Below are 24515 nucleotides of genomic sequence, written 5' to 3'. Positions count from 1 at the left end.
GGAACCATGGCAGTCCTAGAACTCAGGAACGTTTCGAAGAGTTTCGGAGAAGGACCTTCTCGCAAAGACGTCCTCAAGGATATCGATCTCAAGATCGAAGCGGGGGAGTTTGTCGCCATTGTCGGCTTCTCCGGTTCCGGAAAGTCGACTCTGATCAATCTGATGGCCGGATTGACGGCTCCGGACTCGGGCGAGGTCCTGTTCGAAGGAAAGCCGGTGACAGGCCCCGGGCCGGAACGTGCGGTTTGCTTCCAGAGCTATTCCCTCATGCCCTGGATGTCGGTGTGGCAGAATATCGATCTTGCGGTGAAAGCCGTTTTCCCGTCGGAAAGCCGGACCAGCCGGCAGGCCCGCACGGACAAATATGTCGACATGGTCGGCCTGCGTCATGCGGTGGACCGGAAACCGGCAGAACTCTCCGGCGGTATGCGGCAGAGGGTTGCCGTTGCCCGGTCGCTTGCCATGGACCCCGCGGTGCTCCTGCTGGATGAACCCTTGTCTGCGCTGGACGCGCTGACCCGCGCCAATCTCCAGGACGAAATCACAGACATCTGGATCCAGGACCGCAAGACGGTCGTGCTGATCACCAATGATGTCGATGAGGCCATTCTCCTAGCGGACCGCATCATTCCGCTGAACCCGGGCCCGGGTGCCACGCTTGGCCCTTCCTTCGAGGTCGGCCTGCCGCGCCCGCGCGAGCGGACAGAGCTCAATCACAGCGATGCCTTCAAGAAGATCCGGCGCGAGGTGACCGCCTATCTCATGGACATCGGCATTGCCAGGAAGCGTGCGGAAACCGAACGTCCCTTGCCGAATGTCACGCCGATCACGGTCGGCAAGCCGAAGGCCTATGTCGATGCGTCCGGGACGTCCGGCTTTCACGAGGAGCGGTATCTCGAATATTCCAATACGAGCAAGGTATACCCGACACCGAAAGGGCCGCTCACTGTTGTCGACGGGTTCGACCTGAAAGTCCGGAAAGGCGAGTTCATCTCCATTATCGGGCATTCCGGTTGCGGCAAATCAACCGTGCTCACCATGACGGCCGGCCTGAACGATGTCAGCAGCGGCGGGATCATTCTCGACAATCGCGAAGTCGCGTCAGCCGGTCCCGACCGGGCCGTCGTGTTCCAGGCACCCTCGCTGTTCCCCTGGCTGACGGCCAAGCAGAATGTGGCGATCGGGGTGGACCGTGTCTATCCGGATGCAAGCCAGGCCGAGCGCGAACAGGTGGTCGAATACTATCTTTCCAAAGTCGGGCTCGGGGACGCGCTGGATACGGCCGCATCCGACATGTCGAATGGCATGCGCCAGAGAGTCGGGATCGCGCGGGCCTTCGCTCTCTCTCCGAAACTTCTCCTCCTCGACGAGCCTTTCGGGATGCTCGACAGCCTCACCCGGTGGGAGTTGCAGGAAGTCCTCATGGAAGTCTGGCAACGGACAAAAGTCACCGCGCTGTGTGTCACCCATGATGTCGATGAAGCGATCCTGCTCGCGGACCGGGTCGTCATGATGACCAATGGGCCGAATGCAAGGATCGGGAAGGTCATGGATGTGGATATCCCCCGACCTCGCACCCGCAAGGCGCTGCTCGAACATCCGGACTATTACCGCTACCGCGAAGAGGTCCTGCAATTCCTCGAGGACTATGAAGGCGGCGCCAATCCGCCTTCGCCAGGACAATCTGCGGAGTCACCAGAACAGCCGGCGCCCGTCGCTGCAGGCGTAGCCTGAGAAGAGGAGACAGAGAATGCCTCAGAAACTCGTTGTCATCGGAAACGGCATGGCCCCCGGCCGGGTCCTGGAAACGCTGATCGAAACGGCGCCGGATGCCTATGACATCACGATCTTCAATGCCGAAGCGCGCGTGAACTATAACCGGATCATGCTTTCGCCCGTCCTGTCGGGCGAACAGTCCTTTGAAGAAATCGTCATCCATGGGGATGGCTGGTATATCGAACATGGCATCACGCTCTACAAGGGCCACAAGGTCGTGGAGATCGACCGTGAGGCCAAGACGGTGACATCGGAACCCGGAGAAACGGTTTCCTATGACAAGCTGCTGATCGCCACCGGGTCCAATCCTTTCATCATCCCGCTGCCCGGACACGACCTGCCGGGTGTCCTGACCTATCGCGATCTCGACGATGTGAACGCCATGTTGCTCGCCGCGAAAAGCGGCGGACGGGCGGTGGTGATCGGAGGCGGCCTTCTCGGACTGGAGGCGGCCGCCGGGTTGCAGGCGCAGGGGATGGATGTGACAGTCCTGCACCTCATGCCGACCCTGATGGAGCGCCAGCTCGATCCGTCCGCGGGCTATCTCCTCGCAAAGGAACTGGCCGGGCGCGGCATCGATATCCGCTGTGAGGCCAATACGAAGGAGATCGTCGGCAAGGACCGTGTCGAAGCGGTCCGCCTGGAGGACGGGACGGAAATACCGGCAAGCCTTGTTGTGATGGCGGTCGGGATCCGGCCGAATGCCGGTCTTGCGAAACAGGCGGGACTGGAGACGGGCCGGGGGATCCTGGTAGATGCGCAGATGCGCACATCGGATCCGGATGTGTATTCGGTTGGCGAATGTGTTGAATTCGAAGGCAATTGCTACGGGCTGGTTGCACCGCTCTATGAGCAGGCCCGGATTTGCGGCCTGGCGCTGGCAGGTGAAGAAGGCCATGCATTCGTTCACACTGAAACCTCTACCAAGCTGAAAGTGACAGGTATCAACCTGTTCTCGGCAGGCGACTTTGCCGAGGGAGAAAACCGGGAAGAAATCGTGTTCCGGGATGCAGCGCAGGGCGTCTACAAGCGGCTCGTCCTGGAGGACGACAGGATTGTCGGCGCCGTGCTCTATGGCGACGTGGCGGATGGGGCCTGGTTCTTCCAGCAGATCAAGGCCGCAGACCCGGTCGGCAGCGAGGCGCGACGAACGCTGATCTTCGGGCAATCCTTTGCCGGAGGGCCTGCGCTGGACCCTTTGGCGGCCGTTGCAGCCTTGCCGGATGATGCAGAGATCTGCGGCTGCAACGGCGTGTCCAAGGGGCAGATCCTGCAATCGATCGACAAGAAGGGCCAGACATCGCTCGACGGGGTTCGTGCCTGTACAAAGGCTTCCTCCTCTTGCGGGACCTGTACCGGCCTTGTGGAAAGCCTTCTGGCGCTCAGGCTCGGCGATGCGTTCAGCGCTGGCGGAAAGCAGACCGTCTGTGCCTGTACGGATTTTGGCCATGACGATGTCCGCCGCCTGATCCTGTCGCAGGGGCTGAAATCCATTCCGGCCGTGATGCAGGAACTGGAATGGAAAACCTCCTGCGGCTGCGCCAAGTGCCGTCCGGCACTGAACTATTACCTGCTGGCGAGCTGGCCGGGTGAATATGTCGACGACAACCAGTCCAGGTTCATCAATGAACGCGTCCATGCCAACATCCAGAAGGACGGCACCTATTCCGTCGTGCCGCGGGCCTGGGGCGGGATGACCACGGCCGCGGAGCTCAGGGCGATCGCGGATGTGGTGGACAAGTTCAACATCCCCGCGGTCAAATATACCGGCGGCCAGAGGATCGACATGCTTGGCGTTCCGAAGGAAGACCTGCCGGCCGTCTGGGCCGACCTCAATGCAGCCGGCATGGTTTCCGGCCATGCCTATGGCAAATCCCTCCGGACGGTGAAGACCTGTGTCGGGTCGGAATGGTGCCGGTTCGGAACCCAGGATTCGACCGGGCTCGGCATAAAGCTTGAAAGGATGATGTGGGGCGCCTGGACCCCCCACAAGGTCAAGCTCGCTGTCTCGGGCTGTCCGCGCAACTGCGCCGAAGCGACCTGCAAGGATATCGGCGTGGTTTGCGTCGATAGCGGATATGAGATCCACTTCGCCGGCGCGGCAGGCATGGAAGTGCTGAAAACCGAAATCCTGTGCAAGGTCGCATCGGAAGCCGAGGCGCTCGAGACCTGTAGTGCCTTGCTACAGCTTTATCGCGAGCAGGGCTGGTACCTGGAGCGGATCTACAAATGGGCGGCCCGTGCCGGGCATGACCGGATCCGCGCGCAGATCGTGGAAGACGCGGAAAATCGCGCCGCGCTCCATCAGCGCTTCCTCTATTCGCAATCCTTTTCGCAAACCGACCCCTGGGAGGAGCGTGCGTCCAGATCGGTCGACGCGCATGAATTCCACGTCCTGCAGCCTGCGGAGTAGAAAAGATGGATGGATCCGGATCCCTGGACCGCTGGTACGATATCTGCGCGCTGGAGGACATTCCCGTGCGCGGCAGCCGCCGGGTCGGTCATGCGGGCGGCACGATCGGCGTGTTCCGGACGGCGGGACAGAAAGTGTTCGCCGCCGACAATAAATGCCCGCACAGGGGCGGCCCCCTGTCTGAAGGCATTGTGCATGATTCCGCCGTGACCTGTCCCTTGCATGGCTGGGTGTTCGATCTCGAAACCGGGGCGGCGCGCGGCGCCGATGAAGGCTGCCTGAAGACCTATCCGGTCGAGGTCAGGGAAGATGGCCGGATCTGGATCCGGCTACCGGCGTGCTGACGCCTGATCGCTCTTCTCAGAAGAAGGCGCGGCTCCTGCCGCGTCCGCCGGCTGATGCGGTCCAGACGACCTGTCCCTATTGCGGGGTCGGATGCGGCGTCCTCGCGACGGCCTCTGAAGGTGGTGGACCGGTGGCTGTCGAGGGCGATCCAGGCCACCCGTCCAATTATGGAAAACTCTGTTCCAAAGGCACCTCGCTCGGGGACACGATGTCCCTCAGCGAACGGGTCCTTTTTCCGAAAATCGCCGGCCGTCGCGCCGAATGGGGCGATGCGATCCGGTCCGTCGCGAAAGGATTCGCTGACACGATAAGCCAATATGGCCCGGAGTCCGTCGCGCTCTATGTCTCAGGACAGATCCTGACCGAAGATTATTATGTCGCCAACAAGTTTGCCAAAGGCTTTCTCGGAACGGCGAATATCGACACCAATTCCCGGCTCTGCATGGCCTCGTCGGTGGCAGGACACAAGCGCGCCTTCGGCGCCGATACGGTCCCGGGCTGTTATGAAGACCTGGAAGAGGCAGACCTTGTCGTCATCACGGGCAGCAATTTCGCCTGGTGCCATCCGGTCCTGCATCAGCGTCTCCTGGCGGCCAAATCCAGGCGGGGAACCAAACTGGTCGTGATTGACCCTCGTGAAACGGCAACGACGGAGGCGGCAGATCTTCACCTGCGCATCCGGCCCGGAAGCGACGTCGCCCTGTTCAACGGATTGTTGCGCCATCTCGCCCGGTCCGGGGACCGGGACACCCGTTTCATTGATCAGCATACGACAGGCGCAGAGGGCGCCCTCGAGGCGGCAGAGACCTGTACTTTGCACCATGTCTCCGGGATTACCGGCGTTGCGCCGGACGTGCTCGAGCAATTCTATCGGTTGTTCGCAGAAACCCGGCGGACGATGACGATCTATTCCCAGGGCGTGAACCAGTCTTCGGCGGGCGCAGACAAGGTCAATGCGATCCTGAATGCGCATCTGTTCACGGGCCGGATCGGCCAGCCCGGCATGGGACCTTTTTCCATCACGGGCCAGCCGAATGCCATGGGCGGCCGGGAGGTTGGCGGGCTCGCCAACCAGCTCGCCGCACATATGGATTTCGACGAGGAAAGCATCGAGCGCGTCGGCCGGTTCTGGCAGGCGCCTTCGATCGCAAGCTCACCCGGGCTGAAGGCCGTCGACATGTTCGATGCGGTCGCCGACGGCCGGATCAAGGCGATCTGGATCATGGCGACCAATCCGGTTGTCTCATTGCCGGACGCGGACAAGGTCCGGCGCGCGCTTGAAGCCTGTCCGCTGGTCGTCGTTTCCGAAGTCTCCTCGACGTCCGATACAGCCGCCCTGGCGGACATTCTCCTTCCCGCGACCGGGTGGGGGGAGAAGTCGGGCACCGTCACCAATTCGGAGCGGCGCATTTCCCGTCAGCGCTCTTTCCTGAAACCGCCCGGGGAAGCCCGCCATGACTGGCAGGCGATCTGCCAGGTCGCATGCGAAATGGGATTTGACGGGTTTGAATTTGCCGGGCCGGACGAGATTTTCCGTGAACATGCCCAATTGTCAGGGTTCGAGAATGATGGCCGCCGCGATTTCGATCTCGGCGGTGCCGGAAGCCTGTCGCGTGCGGACTATGATGCGCTGGAGCCGTTCCAATGGCCGCTGCCGAAGGACGCGCCCGCCCGGCCTGCGCATCATCGCTTCTTTGCGGATGGCAGGTTTTATACGCCGGACCACAAGGCGCGGTTCCTTCCCGTCACCTATCGCCCGCCGGCGTCTGCCTGTTCGGCTGAGTTCCCGCTTGCGCTGAATACCGGCCGGATCCGGGACCAGTGGCATACGATGACCCGGACCGGCAAAGCGGCCCGTCTCGTCAACCACATTGCCGAGCCCTTTGTCGAGGTCCACCCCGGGACAGCCAGTGCCTGCGGCCTTGGCGCGTTCGGTATCGCAAAGATCGTCAGTCCGGCGGGGGCTGCGAAGTTGCGGGTCCTCTGCACCGAAAGGGTTTCGCCGGGCGAGGTTTTCGTGCCCATGCACTGGACCGACCGTTTTACAGGGAATGGCCGGATCGATGCCCTGGTCCTGCCGAATACCGACCCTGTTTCCGGACAACCGGAATCCAAGTTCACGCCCGTCCGATTGAAGCCGCTGGATCTCGACTGGCAGGGCTTTGCCGTTTTCAGGAACGAGCCGCACCGAGCCATGCTCGCGCAGGCGGAGTATTGGGCCCTTGCGCCGGCGGACGGCGGCTGGCGGCTGGAAGTGGCCGGATGCGGCAATGCCGGGGATTTTATTCGCCCGCTCCTGCCGGATGGCGAGCAGGTCACGATTGAATACGGATCAAACCAGTTTGCCAGTGCCGTCTTCGACGAGGCCGGCAGGCTGGTCTTTGCCTGCTTCCTGGATACAGGACCTGTCGCCGCCGACCGGGCCTGGCTGTGCGGGCAGCTGTCGCAAGTGGTTGCGGGGCCTGCGCGCCAGGCGCTGCTCGCAGGACGCAGTGGTTCAGGCGAAGCGGCCGGCAGGATTGTGTGCGCCTGCATGGGCGTTGGTACGGGGAAAATCCGCGAGGCGGTCGAAGCCGGTGCCATGACGGCCGAACAGATCGGAACGGCCACGGGGGCTGGCACCAATTGCGGGAGCTGCAAACCGGAGATCCGGAAACTGATCGAAGGCATGCGCGCAGACATCGGAAACACGCGCCAGGTTGCGGCAGAATAGGTGAAAGAGATGACCGGTAAACTGATCCTGATCGGATGTGGCCCCGGGGCCGGAGACCTCCTGACATTCCGGGCGGCGAAGCGGATATCTGAGGCGCATCTTGTCCTCTATGACCGGCTTATCGATCCGGAGGTTCTGGTCCATACGTCGGCAGGGGCGGACATTGCCTATGTCGGCAAGCGGGCCGGTGACGGCGGCGTCCAGCAGGCAGACATCAATGTCCGGATTTATGAAGCCCTGCGGCGCGGTCAGGTGGTTGCCCGCCTGAAGTCCGGGGATCCGATGGTGTTTGGCCGGGCAGCCGAAGAAATCGCCATCGCGAAAGCCGCGGGAGCGGAGATTGAGATCGTGCCGGGTGTCACGGCGGCGCTCGCCGCTGCGGCGGATGCGGAAATCACGGTGACCGAACGCCAGGAAATCCGGCATTTCGTGGTGACGACCGGCCGCTCGCAGGATGAGGCGGACACGCCCGACTGGGAAAGCGTGGCTAAGCCCGGCACCTGTATCGCCTTCTATATGGGGGTGGCGCAGGCATGGCGGATCCAGTCGAAACTCCTGGCGGCCGGCGTTCCGGGACATGCGCCCGCGGACTGGATCGAGCGGGCAGGTCAGGCATGCGCAAGGACGGTTTCGACGCGCGTCGACCAGATTGCCCTCGCTGCCGCGGAAGGGAATGTGTCGAATCCCGCCATCCTCATGGTCCGCTATCCGCTCAGCCTGGCGAGTGCGGCGGCCGCATCGCGGGAGCCCTTCCGGTCACTTGGCTAGTTCCGAAGACTGGACTTCGTCGATGGGGGCCAGCCGGGATTCGCGTGCACGGATATCAAAACCTGCGAGATAAGTGTCCACATCGGTCGGATCGAAAATGCGCCCGTCCATGAACCGGTCCGGTCCGAACGCGATCGGGCTCGTCGCGTCGGTCATCAGCCAGGGAACCGTATGAGCGCCTTCGACTTTCAGGTCGATGGTCGGGCAGGCATAGCCGAGCGGCAGGGCGGCCTCGCGGAAGATGTCCGGCTGGAAAGCGCGGCTTGCAACTTCCGCATAATCGGTGTCCGGCGGCGCTTCGCCCCAGCGGACCATTTGCGAGAGGATCCAGATTGCGTGCGACCGCCAGGGGAAATTGGCGGCATAGCGGTGGAAAACATTGAAGTCCGGCATATCTACCCGGATGCGGCCGGCGGTCTGCCGGTTCTCGCCCGTCAGGGAGGCGGCCACCTTGTCCATACCCATGCCGGTATAGGCCGGACCGCTCACAATGTTCGCTGCCGCGAGGCGGTTTTCCGGCTGGTCGACCCAGGCGGCGCTGGTCAACAGCGCCTGCAGGAGCTGGAGGTGGGTTTCATGTTTCGTGTCAGCAAATTCCCGCCGGACAGCCAGCATCTTCTCCGGTCCGTTCGACCAGATCTCGCCGGAGGTGATCAGCGTGCGGCCGACACCGGATTCATAGGCTGCGGTGTTCCAGGGTTCGCCAACGCAATAGCCGTCGATCTCCCCGATCGAGAGGGCGTCCAGGACATGGGAGGGCGGGCTGACCACGAGCCGGACATCCTTGTCCGGATCGATCCCTGCCGCGCTCAGCCAGTAGCGGAGTTCATAGGCATGCATGGAATGGGGGTAGACATGCGCGAAAGTGAGCGGGGGCTGTTTCAGCAGGTGGCGGATATTGATGACGGCCGCCAGGGGAGAGGCGGTCAGGGGCAAATGCGCCATCGCCTCCGGAGCGGCCTTCTGCATGGCCGAAAACAGGGAGTTCGACACGGTGATGGCGTTGCCGTTCAAATTCAGCGTGAAGGCCGAGGTGAAGGCGCCGGGATAGGGGCCAAGCCCTGCCGCAGAGGCGACGACCATGGGCGAGAGCATATGGGCCGCATCTATCGCGCCGGTCCCGAGGGCGTCGCGCAGGGCGGCCCAGGACTGGAAGCGCGTGAGGGTGACATCCAGGCCGAACGCCTCGAATGTTCCCCGCTCCTTTGCGGCAGCGATCGTGGCCACATCGGAGAGGCGTGCAAACCCGATTGTCAGCGGCGTGTGTGTCACGTTCCCTCCGTATCCTGTTTGTCGCCGATCATGTCGAGGATGGCGATGACGTTCTCTGCGACGGATTTCAGCGGTTTGCCCTGTTTCTGCGACATGTCGCGCATGGCCTTGAAGGCCTGTTCTTCCGTCATGCCCTGGCGTTGCATCAGGAGGCCTTTGGCCCGTTCGATCACCTTGCGGGCGGCAAGGTCGTCCCGTGTCTTGCGTAGCTCGCTCTGCAGACCGTCCATGACCTTGAAGCGGGCGATGGCTGTCTGGATCAGCGGGCGGACCCGTTTGGGGGTCAGCCCGTCGATGACATAGGCACTGACGCCCGCTTCAATGGCGGCGGTCATCTGGTCGCTGCCTTCTTCCTCGACGAACATCACGATCGGCTTTGGATTGGACTGGGCGACCAGGCGAAGGCTCTCGATCGTGTCCCGGTCGGGGGAATTGCAATCCATGATGATGACATCCGGTTGTACCGATGCGATGAGGTCCAGCAGGGGGCGGCCATGTATGCTCGTTGCCAGGTGGACGGCGGCATGTCCGGACAGGCCATCCTCGACCTGGCGGGCCCGGTCCAGATCATCATCAATGATGAGGACGCGCAGGGGGACCGCCGCTGCGGCCGGACGGGACTCGCCTGCCTGCCGCAGCGGATCACGATCGTCAGAGGCTCCAGTTGATTTCAAACCACACCTTTTGTGTGTCGGTGGAAAATCCGTCGGCCTGATAATCTGCGAATTTCAGGGCCAGTCCAAGAGACTTCCATTTTGCACTCGCCTGCAGGTCCAGTTCGGACCCATAGTCTCCTCCGCCGGATTCGGCAGAGAAATCATGATAGACCGCCAGGAAGCCGATGCCAGAAAATGGCCCGGCATCCCCGGCACTGAAGCTTGCCTTAGCATATAAATCCTTCACTCCGCCTGCCGGCGTGACCAAAAACTTGTCAGCCCAGCCCTGGAATTTGTGCAGGGTTGCCAGAGGGGTCTGGAACGCGGCCGAGTTGTCGCTTCCGAGCACTTCGAGCCCTGCGCCTGCACTCCAGGCGCCGGCGGAATAATTGCCGTCGAGGAGGTAGTAGGAGGCGGAATAGTCGAGATTGCTGGAACCGTAATCGCTTTGCTGCGCAAACGCCCCGGCATAGGCCAGTTTACCGGGGCCGAGAGGTGTTGCACCGGCAAGGCGCGCGCCGAAAGTCTTCGACGAGGCCGAGCCGCCGCCCTGGTCGACATCGACGAAATAGGAGAAGGCGCTGAGCTTGCCGGCGGGCGTGGGCAGGGACGCGTTGACGAAATAGCTGTCGCCGTCCCAGCGGCCGGCCGGAGAGTCTTCTCCGAAGATCCGGTTCACCTGCACGATATAACCTGCATCCACCGTGACCTTGCCGAAGGAGGTGTTCTGGAACCGGATCGCATCGAATGTCTGCTCGTTCTGGCGCCAGCCGACATTGCCAATGAAGCGGTGATCGTCGAGGGCGATCCGTTGGCGGCCGAGCGTGGTTACCGTATCCGGCAGGCTCTTGTTGACCAGCTGGAGCCGGTTCAGTTCGGTCACTTCAGGATCCGGGACGACCGGGTAGCCGGTCTTGCCATTGATTGTCGAATTGTAGTCGTCGACGAGGTCGCCGACATGGTCGAATTCAACAAGGAACGTCGTATCGGCAAAAGCCCCGGTTTCGAGGCCGGCACGTATGCGATAGGTCAGGGCGTTTGCGTCATTGGAGAGCCCGTCCTGGCTGACGCCTTCATAGCGCAGACGGGTTTCGAGGATCGGATGAGAGGCTTTCAGGGCGTCTGCGAGCGTGGCGGGTGCCGGGTCCTTTTCTTCCGCGAGGGCGGGCTGGAGGCACAAGGCGGCGAAGCCTGCGGCGCAGGCGAATTTGCGGAACAATTTGGCTGACTGGGTCATGTTGGTCTCGGTGAAGAAGCCCGTGCGCATGTTCATGGACACGGAATGTTGGAACAGGCCGCGGGGCGCGGCAGACGCTTCAACTTCTTCATCGAAGTATGCCTTCGTCATCGAAGGCGGGCCCGCTGCAGCGAGCAGGGCAAAGCTGAACCGGGCGGCGCGGTTTCGCAATTCCGGACCGGTCGGCCCCGCCCGCTCCCACGGGGGGTGGATCAGTTTTGAGCAGATTGGCCGGTCATTGCTTGAAAGGAATGCACATCACGCGGGCTCCGGCCGGGACAGCCGGGGCATTGGCAGCACGCCGGATGAGGACATTGGCCACAAGGAAGGGCGAGAGGACGGACGTGTCCTGGTTGGAAACCGGGGTGACGTGCGCGGCTGCGTCCGCGCCAGGCACCATCCGGGCGCGCAGGAAGGTTTCGCGCGGACCATTCGGCGCAAGGCCCGTGGAGATGACAGCCTGGAGGCCTGTGCCGGGCATATTCACGCCGAGCATGGCCGCGATCAACGGTTTCAGGAACAGGATGGCACAAACCAGTGCCGAGGCAGGATTGCCGGGCAGGCCGAGGACGCGCGTGTCTCCGAGCATGCCGAACCAGGTGGGTTTGCCGGGCCGTATGGCGACCTTCGAGAAGACGGGCGCGAGGCCGCATGCCCTGAAGGCAGATTGCATATGATCATGGTCCCCGACCGAGGCGCCGCCCAGGGGAATAATGATGTCGGCGCCCCGGCATTTTTCGATGAAAGCCCTGATCGAAGCCTCCGAATCTTCCGCAATCCCCACGAAATCAGCGTCCGCGCCCCAGTTCCGGATCAGGGGCACGAGCGCAAAAGGCGTGGAACAGATGACACTGGCCGGGCCAGCCTGGGAGCCCGGCAGGATCAGCTCGTTTCCATTGGCCAGAATGGCGATTTTCGGTTTGCGCCTGACCTGGAGTCCGGACTGGTTTGCGCTTGCGGCGACCCCCAGTTCCATCGGGCCGAGCGGCGTCCCGGCCGGTATCAGCAGATCCCCTTCGCAAAAATCGACGCCGGCCCGGCGGATGTTCCGCGGCCTTTCCTGCGATGCCCGGATCTCGATCCGGGCGTCTCCCGCCGATACGTCCTCCTGGATGACGACATGGTCTGCGCCGGGTGGCATGACGGACCCCGTGAAGACCCGGACCGCCTCTGCGGGACCGAGTGGCGCACTTGAGGGAGATCCGGCGGCGGTTTCGGCAATGACGCGGAATCCGCCCCGGCCATCAATAAGATCGGCAAACCGGATCGCATAGCCATCCATGGCGGACATGTCGGCAGGGGGCACGGTAGATGCGGCGACCAGATCGCGGGCAAGCACATGCCCGTCGATCCCAGGCAAGGCGAGGTGCATCTCTTCCATCAGGCCGGCATGTTTTTCCAGAAGGGCGAGGGCTTCGGTGCGATCGATCATGCGGTTCCTTCCGCTGCCTCCGGGAAAATCCCGGAGCGTTCCCCGTTCGAGGTATCCGGCCTACCCGGCGGATGACCGGGGACCTTTCCGGCACCGGCATAGAGCAGCCTTGCCGATCTGAACAAGAGGCAGGGGAGGCCGGAGTGGCGGAAAAGCCGGACATGGCACAAAGTGCGGACGCTGGCACGTCCGGGAATTTCCATCGTATGTCAGAATTGATCCGGACGGTGACTGCAGGATAGGATTACCGGCATGATTTGCCATGAGCGACCTTTCATCCTTCCGGACCCATCTCAATCGGGGTGTGGCGCCCGGGCTGATTTGTGCCCAGGCAGCGCCCTGCCTTGCGGCAAGGCGTCCTTGCCATGATTGATCTTGGCGTGATCCTTGCCGGAGGCCAGGGACGCCGGCTCGGCGGTCTCGACAAGGCGCGCGTCACGCTTGGCGGCGAGGCGCTCCACGAGATTGCTGCAGGCAAGATCTCCGGCCTGTGCCGGTTGATTGTTGTTGTTGCGCCGGACAAGCCGGACTGGGCAGATGCTGCCGGGATCGGCTTTGTGCCGGATGCGACAGGGGCAGGTGGCCATGCGCTCGGCCCCGCCGGAGGGCTGCTGGGCGCGGTGCGCTCCCTCGCGTCCCAGGCGCCGGAAGGCCGCCTTGTGACGGTTCCGGTCGATGCGCCATTCTTCCCCGCTTCCATTGTTTCTGCGCTTCTCGAGGGGCAAGGCGACCACCCAGGCGCCGTCGCGAGGGCAAATGGCAGGTTGCAGCCCGTCTTTGGCGTCTGGTCGGCCAGTATTCTCGAAGACCTCGAACACCTCGTGCTGCAGGCAAATGAACGCGCCCTTCACCGGATCGTGGACCGGCTCGGCGCGGCGGTCATCGATATCGGGGCCGGCGAAGATGCCTTCCTCAACATCAACACGCCGGAAGACCTGGCGCGTGCCCGGATTCTGGCAGGGAAGGCTTGATGTCCGGGAGGGAGGCGCTTCCGGTTCGCGGCCTGGCTGGAACGCGCTAGGCTCATGTCATGAAAACCACCTTGTTGAACACGCTTCCGGGAGCCCGCCAGTCCTCCAACAAGGACCTGGTCGATTCCCTGGGGCGGCGGGTCACCTATCTGCGTCTTTCCGTGACGGACCGGTGCGACCTGCGCTGCACCTATTGCATGCAGGAGCGCCAGACCTTCCTGCCGAAGGCTGACTTGCTCGACTATCATGAACTGCTCCGGCTGGTGGACCTATTCATTGCCCGCGGTGTCACGAAGCTCCGGATCACGGGCGGCGAACCCCTGGTCCGGCAGGATGTCATGGGTTTCCTGGAAGATGTGTCGCGGCGTATTCTGCCAGGCAAATTGAATGAGCTGACCCTGACCACGAATGGCACCCAACTTGCCCGGCATGCAAGCGCGCTGGCCGGTATGGGCATCCGGCGGATCAATGTCTCGCTCGATACGCTCGACCGGGAAACCTATGCGCGCATTGCCCGGCGGGACGTGTTGCCTGAAGTGCTTGATGGCATCAGTGCAGCCCTCGACGCGGGTCTCCGCGTCAAGATCAATGCGGTTGCGCTGAAAGGCGAGAACCAGGCAGAGCTGCCGGACCTCATCACATGGGCTCATCGCCGCGGCATGGATATCAGCCTGATCGAAACCATGCCGCTCGGTGAAGGTATTGCTGGCCGGACCGATGCCTTTCTCCCGCTGAGTGAGGTCAGGGCGGACCTGGAACAGGTCTGGAAGCTCGATCCGCTTACCGACAATACGGGCGGGCCTTCGCGCTATGTCCGTATCCGGGAGACGGGCGGGCGGCTCGGATTCATCTCGCCGCTCTCCCATAATTTCTGTGAGGATTGCAACCGGGTCCGCGTGACCTGTACGGGCATGCTGTATACCTGCCTTGGCCATGAAGGCGGCGCCGACCTGAAGGCCGCGCTCCGGAGCCAGGGCGATAACGCCGTTGATGAGACTCTCGATGGCGCGTTGGGCCTGAAGCCGAAGGGCCACACATTCGATGCCGGTTCGCTCGAGACCGCTGCCACACGCCGGACCATGTCCGTCACCGGAGGGTGATGTGCCAGCGAAGGGGAATACCGCCGTTGCCGCGCAAGGTCTTCCCGCATGGAACAGTTGATCCGTATGCATTCAGGTCGGACGAGGAGACGATTGCGGCAGATGGCAAAAGGTGCGGGGGAATAGATTGATGGATTTTTTTCCGGCTTTTTTCGATATGTCGAAGGCCCGCGTGGTAATTTTCGGAAGTGGCGGCATGGCGGCCCGCAAGATAAGGCTCCTCGCCCGCAGCCCCGCTGAACTCTACCTGGTTGGCGCGATGCCAGGGGACCTTGTAAGCCTGGAATGTCCAAATTTGAGATGTGTGGACCCGGAGATTGCCGCAGCTTTCCTGCCGGACGCCCAGTTCGCCATTGTGGCAGAGGAAGACCCCGAAAAGCGGGCATTGGCAATTGCCCTTGTCCGCTACCATCACATTGCCCTGAATGTGGTCGATGATCCGGCTGAAAGCGATTTCATGTTTCCGTCCCTGATCGAGCGCGGGAGTTTTGTTGCCGGTTTCACCAGCGGCGGCGCCGCGCCGGTTCTTGCGCGGGATTTGCGCGCCCGTTTCGAGCGCAGCCTGCCGCAAGGTCTTGCTGCATTCATGCGTGAAGCGGGCGGGGTCCGGCGGAAGCTGAATGACAGGATCCCTGATGCGAATGGGCGGCGGCGTGCCTGGGAGATGATTTCGAGAGACATCCTGTCTGGCTGTGAGCCGGAAGCGGGTGAGAGCTGGGCTGATTGGGCTGTCTCGCGTATTATCCCTGCGCCAGGCACAAGCGATCCGGAATGGGGCCTGGTGTGCCTGGAAGGCCGCGTGCCGGATGACATTTCACTCCGGACATTCCGGTTCCTGCAGACATGTGACCTCGCCATTATCCCTGCCCATATCGAACGGGACTGGACGGATCTCATCCGGAAGGATGCAGAGCGGATTGCCCTGGCCGCAAACGATGAAACCATCGGCCTTGCCAGCAGGTCAGGAGTCAGGCAAGTCGCATGGCTGTTGCCGGCAGATGAGGACGTCCGTCGTATATCGGGCCTTGCTGCAACGGCAGGTATATCCGTTCGCGAACTATAGGTTGGGAAATCGTGCAAGTATTGCGCCTGCGGATTGTCAGGCAAAGGAGCAGCATGTTGCAAGTGCGAAAAAAAGCCGCCCGGCTGGGTCGGGAATCGCCGGACGGCTTCATTGGTGGCCTGAGCCCTTCATGTGGGGACAGTGGGGGCAGGCGGCTGTGTCCTCGCATGAATGATGACGGACTGCAACCGCATTTGTCCGTTGCATACTGAACAGAGATGATTCCTGTTCCATGCATTCGCCGTCATACGATCGTGACCATCGACAAGCGGAGGCGGCGGCAGGACCAGCCATACTTTCGTTCTGTACAGAGCAAGGTCCGGAATGTTCAGCTTCTTCGGAACGGCGCAAACAAGACTATCGAAATGTAGAATTTTGACCAACTATCCCGCAAATACAAAAACGCTGAAACCGTGGGATAATTGCCTTTGTCTGTGCAGGAGCATGAATGATTGCTGCTGGGATTAACTTGCTCAATTCGATAGAAGACGCAGTGCCGAAATACCCGATGGACGAATCCTTCAAGGCGCAGTTCCGGATGATTTGATGCCGTGCTGTCGTAACTGTCGATCAGGGGGCTTTGTCTGACGCTGCCTTCTGCTGTTGGTCGGCGTACGGAGGGCGACATGCCATGTGAGACGAAGACGTTCGACCAGCTAGTTATTTCAGGTCGACGGCAGAGACTTCGACGCCCATTTGTGCAGTTCACTGTGCGCGTCCGCAACTGCCCCGACGACATAGTCAGCCAGGTATATCCGTGATTTTCGTTGATCCTCTGTCTCCCTGACGGAGGAGACCAGTCCGTTCTCCTGCAGCTGCCTGAGCTTGGCATAGAAGCTCCCTTGCGACATGTCTGCAAAATCGAGAAGGGCCGAGGCGCCCGGCCCATCCTGGCTGTAGCAACCGATGATCAGCTTGTAGTCCTGTCCCAGGACTTCGACGCCCAGGTTTTGCTTCAGGTTCGCAACCATGTTTGAAAGCTTGTCCCTCGGCTCGGCCCCGGCATGCTCCCACGAGCTGAAGAAGGCGAGTTCGGTGTCCAGAATACTCCGGACCCCGTTCGAAAGGTCGAACTTCCGCCGGCGAAGGTCTGCCTCGTTGAGGCGGGAGATGATCAGTCCCTTGTCCCGGAGCCTGGCAAGCTTTCTGCCAATGGTCGAGCCCGACATTTCGAGATGGAAATAAAGATCGTTGAAGGATGCTTCGCCCGCTTCGTGGAGCAGCGTGAGCAGATCATATTCCGCGGTGAACACATCTACGCCGATTTCCCGGCCGAGCGAGTTTGCCACGTCCCGATGGCCTAAATCCACAGTTGCTTACCCCCCTACCCAAAGCCGAAAATCGTCCGCAGGCTTCATAGTTCAACTGCGTCCCGATCCCGGGCCGACTTCTGAATCATATCTTTCAGGCCCGATGCAGGTAAGGGTTTGACTGCCAAAAGGCCGCCGGAATTGAACGTCAAGTTTGGAGTTGATTTCGCTCCAGCACCTTTCGAGAAGATAAGCAGGATCGAATTCCCGTCGGTCGTTTGTCTTATGGCTGAGCTTTCCCTTCCGGAAAGGCGCCGGCGGCCCACGCGTATTCGTGCAGACTGGCTCAGGCGGTGAATCACCAGAAGATGGATGACCGGCTCAAGATATATCAAGGGGCTCGCGGACTCTCCATCGCGCGAGAGACAATAGAGGCGCTGGCTCGTTTCGACATTCCGACCCATCCGGAGAATTATGAAATCTGGGCGACCTATGTCGCACAAGCGCATCCGGATCTCCGCCGGGAGATCGATGCGCTCATCTCCGATGGGCGAGCCTTCACGGAAGAGGTGAATGCGGAGCTTTTCGACAAGTACTTCACCGATTCAAGGCTTTCGATGCGGGTGGTCGATGCCAGCGAAGCCTTCGCGGCTGAGCTGACGGAGGTTTCTTCCAGCATTCGCAAGACCGGGGCCGAGACTGCGACTTATGCGGATAGCCTTCGAAAATCGATCGAGAAGGTCAGGTCGACGCGAAGCGTGAGCGATTTCGAAGAGATGCTGACAGAAATTGCCTCCAAAACCCATACGATCGCGCAGAATAACGCCGAGCTTGCGATTTCCCTCAATCGTTCCCTAGATCATGTGGAGCGCCTCACGGCCGAACTGGAAGCTGCGAGAACAGAGGCTTTGACGGACGGTCTGACCGGGCTTGCGAACCGGCGGATGCTGGACGCGAAACTGCCGGGTTTCATCGCCGAGGCGTGCACGGGCGGAACGGATCTTAGCCTGCTGGTCTGCGACATCGACCATTTCAAGCGTGTGAACGACCGCTGGGGGCATGATGTCGGAGACCTTGTCATCCGCTATGTCGCGGCAAAGCTGAAGAGCGCGGTTCGTCCGGGCTGGCTGGCCGTCCGGTATGGCGGGGAGGAGTTTGTCCTGGTCATGCCGGGAACAAAGGCAGGGGCTGCGTCTGGTCATGCCAGGCAACTCGTGCAGGACATCGGGCGGCGGCCTCTGCGCATACGCAAGAGCGGCGACATCATCGGGACCGTAACCCTGTCTGTCGGGGTGGCGCAATACAGGCCGGGCGAAGCTGCCGGCACCTTGTTCCGCCGCGCCGATACCTGCCTCTTCAATGCGAAGGCGGGCGGGCGGAACAAGGTCCTTTGCGAGCCGGATGAGGACGTCTCCGGCGGCCGGGCCGGCAGTGCCGCCTAGAAAGCAGTTTTTTCCACTAGGTCATGATCTGCCCTGTTCAGGGCTCACCTGAACAGGGGAGGGGCAGGTAGAAAACCGCATGCGATAACCGCCCGTCGTCAGCGTATTGGAGATTCGCATGTTGAGAGGATTGGTTGTCCTTGGCTTGTCAGCCGGGATTTCATTTGCCGCGATGGCGCAGGGGTCTGCGTCGGAGAGCGCCTGCAATGCCGGAGACGCGGAAGCATGCTTCTACACCGGCGCGGAATATGCCCAGGGGGCCGGCGTCGCAGAAGACAAGCAGAAAGCCGTGACGTATTTCCTGAAGTCATGCGACATGGGCGTGCCCGATGGCTGCTCGACCAGCGGTATCCTGGTGAGTCTCGGAGAAGGCAATCTCGAAAAGGATGTCCTGACGGGTGTTGAATACATGGAACGCGCCTGCGGTATGGGACATGCCGATGGTTGCAGCCGGGCCATCGGCCATCGGATCAGCGATACGTCTCCAGCCCTTGACCTTGGCAAGGCTGTCGAGACAGCCAAGGCCGGCTGCACGGCGGGTGTCGAGAACCCCTGTTATTGGGGGCTGGACTGGTCCTGGGATGGCAAGAAAGGCCAGTATCCAAGCCTGATCGACATGCCGACGGCGGGCTGGTTCGCGGAAGAAGCCTGCAACCGATACCATGACGTAATGGGATGCGACGTTGCTGCCCGCCTCTATGCCAACCCGGATGCTCCCACCTTTAATGCGGAAAAGGGCCTCACCTATACCATGATCCGCTGCGACGAGCAGAAAAGCGGTGCGGATTGCCGTAATGTCGGCGGCGTCTATCTCAGCATTGAAGAATATGAACTGGGCGCGCTCTACATGCGGCGCGCCTGTGATTTCGGTCATGCCGACGCCTGCCAGACCGCAACGGATTGGGAAACCTACAACCGCGATATGGCCGAGTACGAAGCGAAAATGGCTGCATTCCGGCAGATGGTCGATACGCCCCTTTCCCAGGGCCGGTACGGTGATGCCGTCCGTGCTGCGATCAACTCAGCAGGCTCCAAAGAGCTTGCTCAAAAAGCCATCCTTGCGACGAGCTCTGCGGGCCGCATGAGCGAGATTTCCACAAACGACCTGTACGCCGCTGCACTCTGGTTCCCGTCCGGTCCTGTACGGGCGGCAGCCGATGCAGAACTATCCGCGCGTGGAACCGGACTCGAAGGCACATTCGGCACCGGCACGAATGCGCCTGGTATGGCGGATGCGCGTTGGAAGCAACTCTATGGAACGAGCGCCCCAAGCTATTCCAGTGGAAGTTCGTCCTTCAAGCCGGCCCCCATGAAGAGCGCTACGCAGATTTCGGCCGAAACCCGCGAAAAATACCGCTGGGCGCATTGCACTATGAAAGGCAGCAATCAGAGCGCATCAGTCTGCCAGTAGGGTTGGCCTGTCCGCTCATCCGGCCTCAGCATCTTGAAGAGATGACCGGCAGGAGGACCATCCTGCCGGTCATTTATTCGAGGGAATTGCACGGCATTTCAGATCAGGATTGCGTCAGGCCGAGCCGCGCAGCTTGAAGGGCGGCTTCTGCACGGCTGGAAATGCCGAGCTTGGCGTAGATCGATTTGATGTGGCTCGCCACCGTGCTCTCGCTCAGCCCCAGAGCGAGGGCGGCATCGGCATTTCTCAAGCCCCGGCCGATCAGGCCGAGCACATCGCGTTCCCTCGGGGTGAGGTCGCTGCGATTGTCCTGCGCAACAGCCGTTTTGCGGAAGTGTTCTACGATACGCCGGGCAATCGACGGCGACAGCGCAGGAAGGCCCTGTTCGATCAAAGTCAGCTGGCGGACGAAAACGTCTATAGGCGAGTCCTTCAGAAGGTATCCCTGCGCGCCCTGTGACAAAGCGGCAATAACGGACGCATCATCTCCCATCACGGTCGCGACCACCACGGTTGTTTCCGGGCGGGAGGCGGAGAGGGCGGAGATTATGTCAGTACCGGAACCATCCGGCAGGCCAAGGTCGACGATCGCAATGTCGAAATCATGTCCCTTTATGGCATAGACGGCTTCGCGGACATTTGCAGCTTCGCGGATTTCGTTCCCCGGAAAGGCCGCTTCGGCCGCTTCGCGCAGCCAGGCGCGGGTTTCTGCGATGTCTTCAACAATCAGGATGGATTTCATGGTCCGGCGACCTCATGGGGAAATTCTGCCAGGAGCCTTGCCCCGCTTGTTCCTTGGGCGAGTGTAAACTCGCCGCCCATGCCCTCGACACGGGCCTTCATATTGGCAAGTCCCTGGCCGAGCCGGGCCGTTGCCAGGTCAACGCCCGATCCGTCATCTTCTATCGCGACCTCGACCTTGTGAGGTGTAACCCGAAGGTGGACGTCCAGGCGTTTCGCACCGGCATGCTTGATCGTATTGCTTGCGGCCTCGCGGACCAGCGAACGGAACGTATGGATGGTAGAGGGTACCAGCCGGATGCCGGCCTCGGCCTGCAGGCTCCAGCGGAGAGATACACCGTGGGGTTCGAGGCGTTCGGCTGTCTCGGCACGAAGGTCTGCAAGGACTTCGTCCAGCGGCAGAACCGGGCTCTGGGCGTTGTTGATGACATCGCGCAAGTCCGCCAGCGTATCACGGATCATGGCATCCTTCCGGTCGGGCATGGCGGAGTGCAAGGCCCGCATGAGCTGGGCTCCGATATTGTCATGAATATCCCGTGCGATCCGCAATCTCTCTTCAGAGACACCCCGGTCATAGGCTGACCGGCTGGTCTCCGCCTGCTCCATCAGGCGGACCAGATGCATCACGACACCTGCATCGCGCGGTGTAAACAGCGCCCTGCCATGATTTGCGTGCATGAGCTGAAGAGACGGAACACCCGCGACACCGGGCACGCTCAGGCTGATACCTTCGCGCCCGATTCCGGGTTCAGCGACCGCAACTTCCGCTTCGGCCAGTTCAAGGGGATGGAAGTGATCCTGGAGCAATGTTTTCCACCCGGCGGCCCGTTCCTGTTCAGTCGGTCTGAAAGCAGTATCCAGAACGAGGTGAAACAGGTCATCGTCAGTGGCGCGGCGCCGCTGAACAATCCTCCGCCAAAGGAAATCGCGCACCGGCAGGTATGCAATGGCGATGAGCAGCAGCGAGATTCCGAGTGCCTGTCCGGGGTCGAGGGCCAGAATACTGACCAATACGATATCCAGAAGGATCAAAGCGATTGAAGCTGACGCGTAAAATACCAACCGGTAGGCCCATGACCCAAGGTCGAACAAACGGTAGCGCATCAGCCCGATCGCAAGGCCGATATAGATGACAAGAAAGAAACTGAACGCGTAATTTTCCAGAATGAACGCGCTGAAGCCGAGTGTTATCGGTGCTGCCACCGTCGCGATGAAAGCGCCTGCGCCGAGCAGGGTCGATGCACCGAGCCATGCTGCAATCGCGCGCCGGCGCGGGTCGCTGGCGGATGACCGGAATTGCCAGATCACAGCTATGACGATGGCCAGCATTTCAAATGTCGTGATGCGCTGGACTTCCGCGAAGTCCTGAAAGAGGCCAAAGGTGCGCAGCAAGGTCCAGCTACCAAATCCGAAGACGGTCAGAACGCTCAGCCACTTCCAGTTGGGCAGGCGGGAAGGGTAGATCAGGAAAAGGCAGGTCATGATGATACCGAAGGCAGACGCCCCCAGTATGTTCACGGCCCAGATCCATGCGACCGTTTCTTCATTCATCGGAACCGCAATCCATGGGGCGAAGGATGAAAAGCAGAAAGCCAGAGTCGCGAAACCACTGGCCGCGAACAGCATTGCTGGAATATGACCTGGCTTCAGTGCCCAGACCCAGGACGAGATAAGCCAGGCCAGAAGCCCCGTGAAAAGCGATGCCCAGATTGCGGGATGCGTCTCGTCAAGCGGACGCCAATGCTCCGGCGACCAGCTCCAGCCGGTCGCAGGTTGCAGGGCGACCAGAACCATTCCCAGGAACATGACCAACCCTGCCGCGGACAACAGGACAAGTCTCATCAGCGGCGCCAGGAGCATCAGCCTGGTGGCATTCATTTTTCGTGGACCCATCATGATCACAGACGTCTAACCTGTCCGCAGCCCCTGTCACCTCCACAACTGGAATACGATTCTCCTTGATCGCTATCGGTAGCACCAGGGCCTTCCCCGTTGCCACACAAACGGATGCGCCGCGCCCCCTGTTCAGGGGATAGCGGGGGTGGCAGGTCCCAAGTTAGCAATACATCACTTGTCAGGCTGGGTGGGAACGTAGGCTTGATGAGCGGGCTCCAATCCCGGGTTCATGACCCTGTCACCTCTCTCGGCAGGGTCATGAACCATTTTTTTGCTTCATGTGACCGGAATGGCGTGCGCGGCTCAAAAGCAAGTCGGCAAGGGCTCTCCCAAAATGCGCCTGTCATTCTGCCGGGCTGACAGACATTGGCGGCATTTCAGTGGCACGGGGATACAAAAAATATGTCGCACCCGATTGCGGTCACCCCGACCGCGGGCGGATGGAATGACTTCCGAAAAGATTTTACTTGCATGCACCGGAGCTGGGGCCTCGTATGAATTGGATCAGAGGGGGGCTTCATATCCCCCTATATGTGGAACCGCTTTTGGTCGGTGCCGTATTCTGCAATGAATATTGCGAAGCCTCATGAGTGACCCGTTGTGCGGTATGTCCGTTTGGTGTCCTGGTCATCGAGCTTCAGCTTCTATGCGTTGATCAAAATGTCCAGATACGAACAAAAGGCGATAGCCGCATTCCGTCCTGAGTTTACAATTTATTCACCGTAAGCGAACAATCCTGCAAATACAACTTGTCGGTTAGGAGGGGCGCCCATTCAACGATGGGTGAGGGGTGCCGAAGCTTGGAGGGGCTTTATGGACTGTCTGAGACCTGCGGTGATCCTGGTAATAATGGGCATGCCCGGAGGGCAGGTGCTGGCGCAAACGGCGAGCGACAGTTTCGCCGTCACGGCCGAGGTGATCGATGCCTGCGACATCGCTGCAAACGATCTCGATTTCGGAAATTACAGCAGCATCTCCGGCAGCGCTCTGGACGCCTCCTCGACCCTGGATGTGACGTGTACAAATGGAACATTGTATGCGGTGGAACTCAATGAAGGCACCACCAGCGGAGGCGCGTTCACAGAGCGCCTCATGACGGATGGTAGCAATACGCTGGGCTACAATCTCTACACATCGTCTGCAAGGACCACGGTCTGGGGGGACGGAAGCGGGGCGACATCCACCGTTATCGGAACCGGAAGCGGAGCCCTGCAATCGCTTCCGGTCTATGGCCGGGTACCGGCATCGCAGAACGTGCCCGTCGGCAGCTATTCGGACACGGTTACGGCGACGATCAGTTTCTGAGGAGACGCGCCATGATGAAATGGCTGGCTACTTTCCTGATATTTTTCCTGTTGCAGGATTTGCGCGCCAGCGCGGAGGGGCTGACCGTTTATCCGACCTCGCTGGTCCTGGATGAGGCCCGGCGTGTCGGAGTTCTGACGCTTGTGAACCGGGGGGGCGAAGAAGCCATATATGAGCTCGCCGGGTATCGCTGGACAGAAGCGGACGGTGCTGATCATCTGATCCCGGATAAAGCATTCATTGTCACGCCTCCGGTCGTGACCCTGGCCCCTGGCGAACAGCGTGTTGTGCGTATCGGAGTTTTGCCGGGCGGTGCGCCCCTGGCTGTCGAGCAGGCCTATCGTGTCAGAGTGAGCGAGCTTCAATCCGGAGATGTGTTCCGGGGCAATGCGCTCGATGTGAGGCTGCAAATACTCCTGCCGGTATTCCTTGGCGGAGACAGCCGTGATCTCGACCTTGGCTTCTCGGCCGCAGAAAATCAGGACGGCCAGCTCTGCCTGGAGGGACTCAATTCGGGTGACAGTCATGCCAGACTCGTCTGGGTCGCGCCCCGCCGGTCATCCCGATGAGAAGACGCCAATCCACAAATACATGCTGGCGAAAAGCAGCGCGCGGTTTTGCGTCGATCCGGTCGCAAAGCCTGGCGGAAAGGTATCGGTTGGCGCCACATCGATTTATCAGAGCGATGTCCAGAGCTTCCTGACGGATATCGCGGTGCCCTGAA

Annotated in this window: 20 protein-coding genes; 13 read left to right on the top strand and 7 right to left on the bottom strand. The window is 61.1% G+C overall.

Going from position 1 to position 24515, the window contains the following annotated elements:
• The first annotated feature begins 6 nt into the window (after positions 1 to 6).
• The 5 genes from HY17_RS13620 to cobA are packed head-to-tail and all read left to right on the top strand — an operon-like array spanning position 7 to position 8015.
• A complete protein-coding gene (locus tag HY17_RS13620; protein ID WP_034767405.1) occupies positions 7 to 1734 on the top strand; it encodes an ABC transporter ATP-binding protein in 1728 nt (575 codons plus the stop codon).
• A 16-nt stretch (positions 1735 to 1750) separates the two neighbouring features.
• Positions 1751 to 4189 carry a nitrite reductase large subunit NirB gene (nirB, locus tag HY17_RS13615; protein ID WP_034767404.1) on the top strand — a complete coding sequence of 813 codons (2439 nt, stop codon included), beginning with the start codon at positions 1751 to 1753 and terminating at the stop codon, positions 4187 to 4189.
• 5 nt (positions 4190 to 4194) lie between these two features.
• Positions 4195 to 4533: a nitrite reductase small subunit NirD gene (nirD, locus tag HY17_RS13610; protein ID WP_034767401.1), complete on the top strand. Its 339-nt coding sequence runs from the start codon at positions 4195 to 4197 to the stop codon at positions 4531 to 4533.
• Between the two features lie 35 nt (positions 4534 to 4568).
• The gene (locus HY17_RS13605; RefSeq protein ID WP_051600119.1) at positions 4569 to 7247 is read left to right on the top strand and encodes a nitrate reductase; all 2679 of its coding nucleotides are present in this window, start codon (positions 4569 to 4571) and stop codon (positions 7245 to 7247) included.
• A gap of 9 nt (positions 7248 to 7256) precedes the next feature.
• Complete coding sequence (gene cobA, locus HY17_RS13600) at positions 7257 to 8015, top strand: uroporphyrinogen-III C-methyltransferase (RefSeq protein ID WP_034767593.1); 759 nt, start codon at positions 7257 to 7259, stop codon at positions 8013 to 8015.
• Here the strand turns inward: cobA and HY17_RS13595 are convergent.
• The 4 genes from HY17_RS13595 to glp all read right to left on the bottom strand — a co-directional run bounded on the left by HY17_RS13595 (position 8004) and on the right by glp (position 12612).
• Positions 8004 to 9287, bottom strand: coding sequence for a CmpA/NrtA family ABC transporter substrate-binding protein (locus HY17_RS13595; protein ID WP_034767399.1), 1284 nt, complete (start codon positions 9285 to 9287; stop codon positions 8004 to 8006). The two genes, cobA and HY17_RS13595, sit on opposite strands and share 12 nt — an antisense overlap.
• Positions 9284 to 9961 (bottom strand): ANTAR domain-containing response regulator, encoded by a 678-nt coding sequence (locus tag HY17_RS13590; RefSeq protein WP_233348800.1) that lies wholly within the window; start codon positions 9959 to 9961, stop codon positions 9284 to 9286. Before HY17_RS13590 ends, HY17_RS13595 begins: the two co-directional genes overlap by 4 nt.
• On the bottom strand, positions 9939 to 11291 hold the full coding sequence (locus tag HY17_RS13585; RefSeq protein ID WP_233348798.1) for an alginate export family protein: 1353 nt from the start codon (positions 11289 to 11291) through the stop codon (positions 9939 to 9941). Before HY17_RS13585 ends, HY17_RS13590 begins: the two co-directional genes overlap by 23 nt.
• A 124-nt stretch (positions 11292 to 11415) precedes the next feature.
• The gene (glp, locus tag HY17_RS13580) at positions 11416 to 12612 is read right to left on the bottom strand and encodes a gephyrin-like molybdotransferase Glp (RefSeq protein WP_034767398.1); all 1197 of its coding nucleotides are present in this window, start codon (positions 12610 to 12612) and stop codon (positions 11416 to 11418) included.
• A gap of 365 nt (positions 12613 to 12977) precedes the next feature.
• Between glp and HY17_RS13575 the strand changes: the two genes are divergently transcribed.
• The 3 genes from HY17_RS13575 (at position 12978) to HY17_RS19550 (ending at position 15746) form a co-directional block, all read left to right on the top strand.
• Positions 12978 to 13583 carry a molybdenum cofactor guanylyltransferase gene (locus HY17_RS13575; RefSeq protein WP_034767396.1) on the top strand — a complete coding sequence of 202 codons (606 nt, stop codon included), beginning with the start codon at positions 12978 to 12980 and terminating at the stop codon, positions 13581 to 13583.
• 59 nt (positions 13584 to 13642) lie between these two features.
• Positions 13643 to 14683, top strand: coding sequence for a GTP 3',8-cyclase MoaA (gene moaA, locus HY17_RS13570; protein ID WP_034767394.1), 1041 nt, complete (start codon positions 13643 to 13645; stop codon positions 14681 to 14683).
• Between the two features lie 130 nt (positions 14684 to 14813).
• On the top strand, positions 14814 to 15746 hold the full coding sequence (locus HY17_RS19550) for a bifunctional precorrin-2 dehydrogenase/sirohydrochlorin ferrochelatase (protein WP_051600103.1): 933 nt from the start codon (positions 14814 to 14816) through the stop codon (positions 15744 to 15746).
• Between the two features lie 665 nt (positions 15747 to 16411).
• On the opposite strand, the gene HY17_RS13560 is transcribed toward HY17_RS19550, so the two are convergent.
• A complete protein-coding gene (locus HY17_RS13560) occupies positions 16412 to 17035 on the bottom strand; it encodes a helix-turn-helix domain-containing protein (RefSeq protein ID WP_034767392.1) in 624 nt (207 codons plus the stop codon).
• A gap of 329 nt (positions 17036 to 17364) precedes the next feature.
• On the opposite strand from HY17_RS13560, the gene HY17_RS19545 reads away from it, so the two are divergent.
• Together HY17_RS19545 and HY17_RS19540 are read left to right on the top strand one after the other, a co-directional pair.
• On the top strand, positions 17365 to 18438 hold the full coding sequence (locus HY17_RS19545; RefSeq protein ID WP_051600102.1) for a GGDEF domain-containing protein: 1074 nt from the start codon (positions 17365 to 17367) through the stop codon (positions 18436 to 18438).
• Between the two features lie 118 nt (positions 18439 to 18556).
• Entirely contained in the window at positions 18557 to 19849 is a 1293-nt protein-coding gene (locus HY17_RS19540) for a tetratricopeptide repeat protein (RefSeq protein ID WP_139068794.1), read from the top strand.
• 103 nt (positions 19850 to 19952) lie between these two features.
• On the opposite strand, the gene HY17_RS13545 is transcribed toward HY17_RS19540, so the two are convergent.
• Together HY17_RS13545 and HY17_RS13540 are read right to left on the bottom strand one after the other, a co-directional pair.
• A complete protein-coding gene (locus tag HY17_RS13545) occupies positions 19953 to 20591 on the bottom strand; it encodes a response regulator transcription factor (RefSeq protein ID WP_034767389.1) in 639 nt (212 codons plus the stop codon).
• Positions 20588 to 22432, bottom strand: a complete 1845-nt coding sequence (locus tag HY17_RS13540; RefSeq protein WP_155843635.1) for an ATP-binding protein — start codon at positions 22430 to 22432, stop codon at positions 20588 to 20590. The genes HY17_RS13545 and HY17_RS13540 overlap by 4 nt, the downstream gene beginning before the upstream one ends.
• Positions 22433 to 23299: 867 nt before the next feature.
• Here HY17_RS13540 and HY17_RS13535 point away from each other — a divergent pair.
• Genes HY17_RS13535 through HY17_RS20285 form a run of 3 tightly spaced genes read left to right on the top strand, consistent with a single transcriptional unit; the run spans position 23300 to position 24514 of the window.
• Positions 23300 to 23791: a spore coat U domain-containing protein gene (locus HY17_RS13535; RefSeq protein ID WP_034767387.1), complete on the top strand. Its 492-nt coding sequence runs from the start codon at positions 23300 to 23302 to the stop codon at positions 23789 to 23791.
• A gap of 11 nt (positions 23792 to 23802) precedes the next feature.
• A complete protein-coding gene (locus tag HY17_RS19535; protein WP_051600098.1) occupies positions 23803 to 24360 on the top strand; it encodes a molecular chaperone in 558 nt (185 codons plus the stop codon).
• Positions 24317 to 24514, top strand: coding sequence for a hypothetical protein (locus tag HY17_RS20285; protein ID WP_155843633.1), 198 nt, complete (start codon positions 24317 to 24319; stop codon positions 24512 to 24514). The genes HY17_RS19535 and HY17_RS20285 overlap by 44 nt, the downstream gene beginning before the upstream one ends.
• The last annotated feature ends 1 nt before the right edge of the window (position 24515 follow it).

Origin of the sequence: Hyphomonas sp. CY54-11-8 (genome assembly GCF_000682735.1) — a bacterium.
Taxonomy (GTDB): Bacteria; Pseudomonadota; Alphaproteobacteria; order Caulobacterales; family Hyphomonadaceae; genus Hyphomonas.
The sequence above is the reverse complement of the archived record's forward strand: the minus strand, read 5'-3'. Positions and strand labels throughout refer to the sequence as shown.

What these genes read in the sequence shown, in the direction of transcription:
- HY17_RS13545 (WP_034767389.1), bottom strand. Translation starts at nt 20,591, where the DNA reads ATGAAATCCATCCTGATTGTTGAAGACATCGCAGAAACCCGCGCCTGG.
- cobA (WP_034767593.1), top strand. Translation starts at nt 7,257, where the DNA reads ATGACCGGTAAACTGATCCTGATCGGATGTGGCCCCGGGGCCGGAGAC.
- HY17_RS13585 (WP_233348798.1), bottom strand. Translation starts at nt 11,291, where the DNA reads ATGACGAAGGCATACTTCGATGAAGAAGTTGAAGCGTCTGCCGCGCCC.
- HY17_RS19550 (WP_051600103.1), top strand. Translation starts at nt 14,814, where the DNA reads ATGGATTTTTTTCCGGCTTTTTTCGATATGTCGAAGGCCCGCGTGGTA.
- moaA (WP_034767394.1), top strand. Translation starts at nt 13,643, where the DNA reads ATGAAAACCACCTTGTTGAACACGCTTCCGGGAGCCCGCCAGTCCTCC.
- nirB (WP_034767404.1), top strand. Translation starts at nt 1,751, where the DNA reads ATGCCTCAGAAACTCGTTGTCATCGGAAACGGCATGGCCCCCGGCCGG.
- nirD (WP_034767401.1), top strand. Translation starts at nt 4,195, where the DNA reads ATGGATGGATCCGGATCCCTGGACCGCTGGTACGATATCTGCGCGCTG.
- HY17_RS19545 (WP_051600102.1), top strand. Translation starts at nt 17,365, where the DNA reads ATGGATGACCGGCTCAAGATATATCAAGGGGCTCGCGGACTCTCCATC.
- HY17_RS13535 (WP_034767387.1), top strand. Translation starts at nt 23,300, where the DNA reads ATGGACTGTCTGAGACCTGCGGTGATCCTGGTAATAATGGGCATGCCC.
- HY17_RS20285 (WP_155843633.1), top strand. Translation starts at nt 24,317, where the DNA reads ATGCCAGACTCGTCTGGGTCGCGCCCCGCCGGTCATCCCGATGAGAAG.
- HY17_RS13575 (WP_034767396.1), top strand. Translation starts at nt 12,978, where the DNA reads ATGATTGATCTTGGCGTGATCCTTGCCGGAGGCCAGGGACGCCGGCTC.
- glp (WP_034767398.1), bottom strand. Translation starts at nt 12,612, where the DNA reads ATGATCGATCGCACCGAAGCCCTCGCCCTTCTGGAAAAACATGCCGGC.
- HY17_RS13540 (WP_155843635.1), bottom strand. Translation starts at nt 22,432, where the DNA reads ATGAGACTTGTCCTGTTGTCCGCGGCAGGGTTGGTCATGTTCCTGGGA.
- HY17_RS13620 (WP_034767405.1), top strand. Translation starts at nt 7, where the DNA reads ATGGCAGTCCTAGAACTCAGGAACGTTTCGAAGAGTTTCGGAGAAGGA.
- HY17_RS19535 (WP_051600098.1), top strand. Translation starts at nt 23,803, where the DNA reads ATGATGAAATGGCTGGCTACTTTCCTGATATTTTTCCTGTTGCAGGAT.
- HY17_RS19540 (WP_139068794.1), top strand. Translation starts at nt 18,557, where the DNA reads ATGTTGAGAGGATTGGTTGTCCTTGGCTTGTCAGCCGGGATTTCATTT.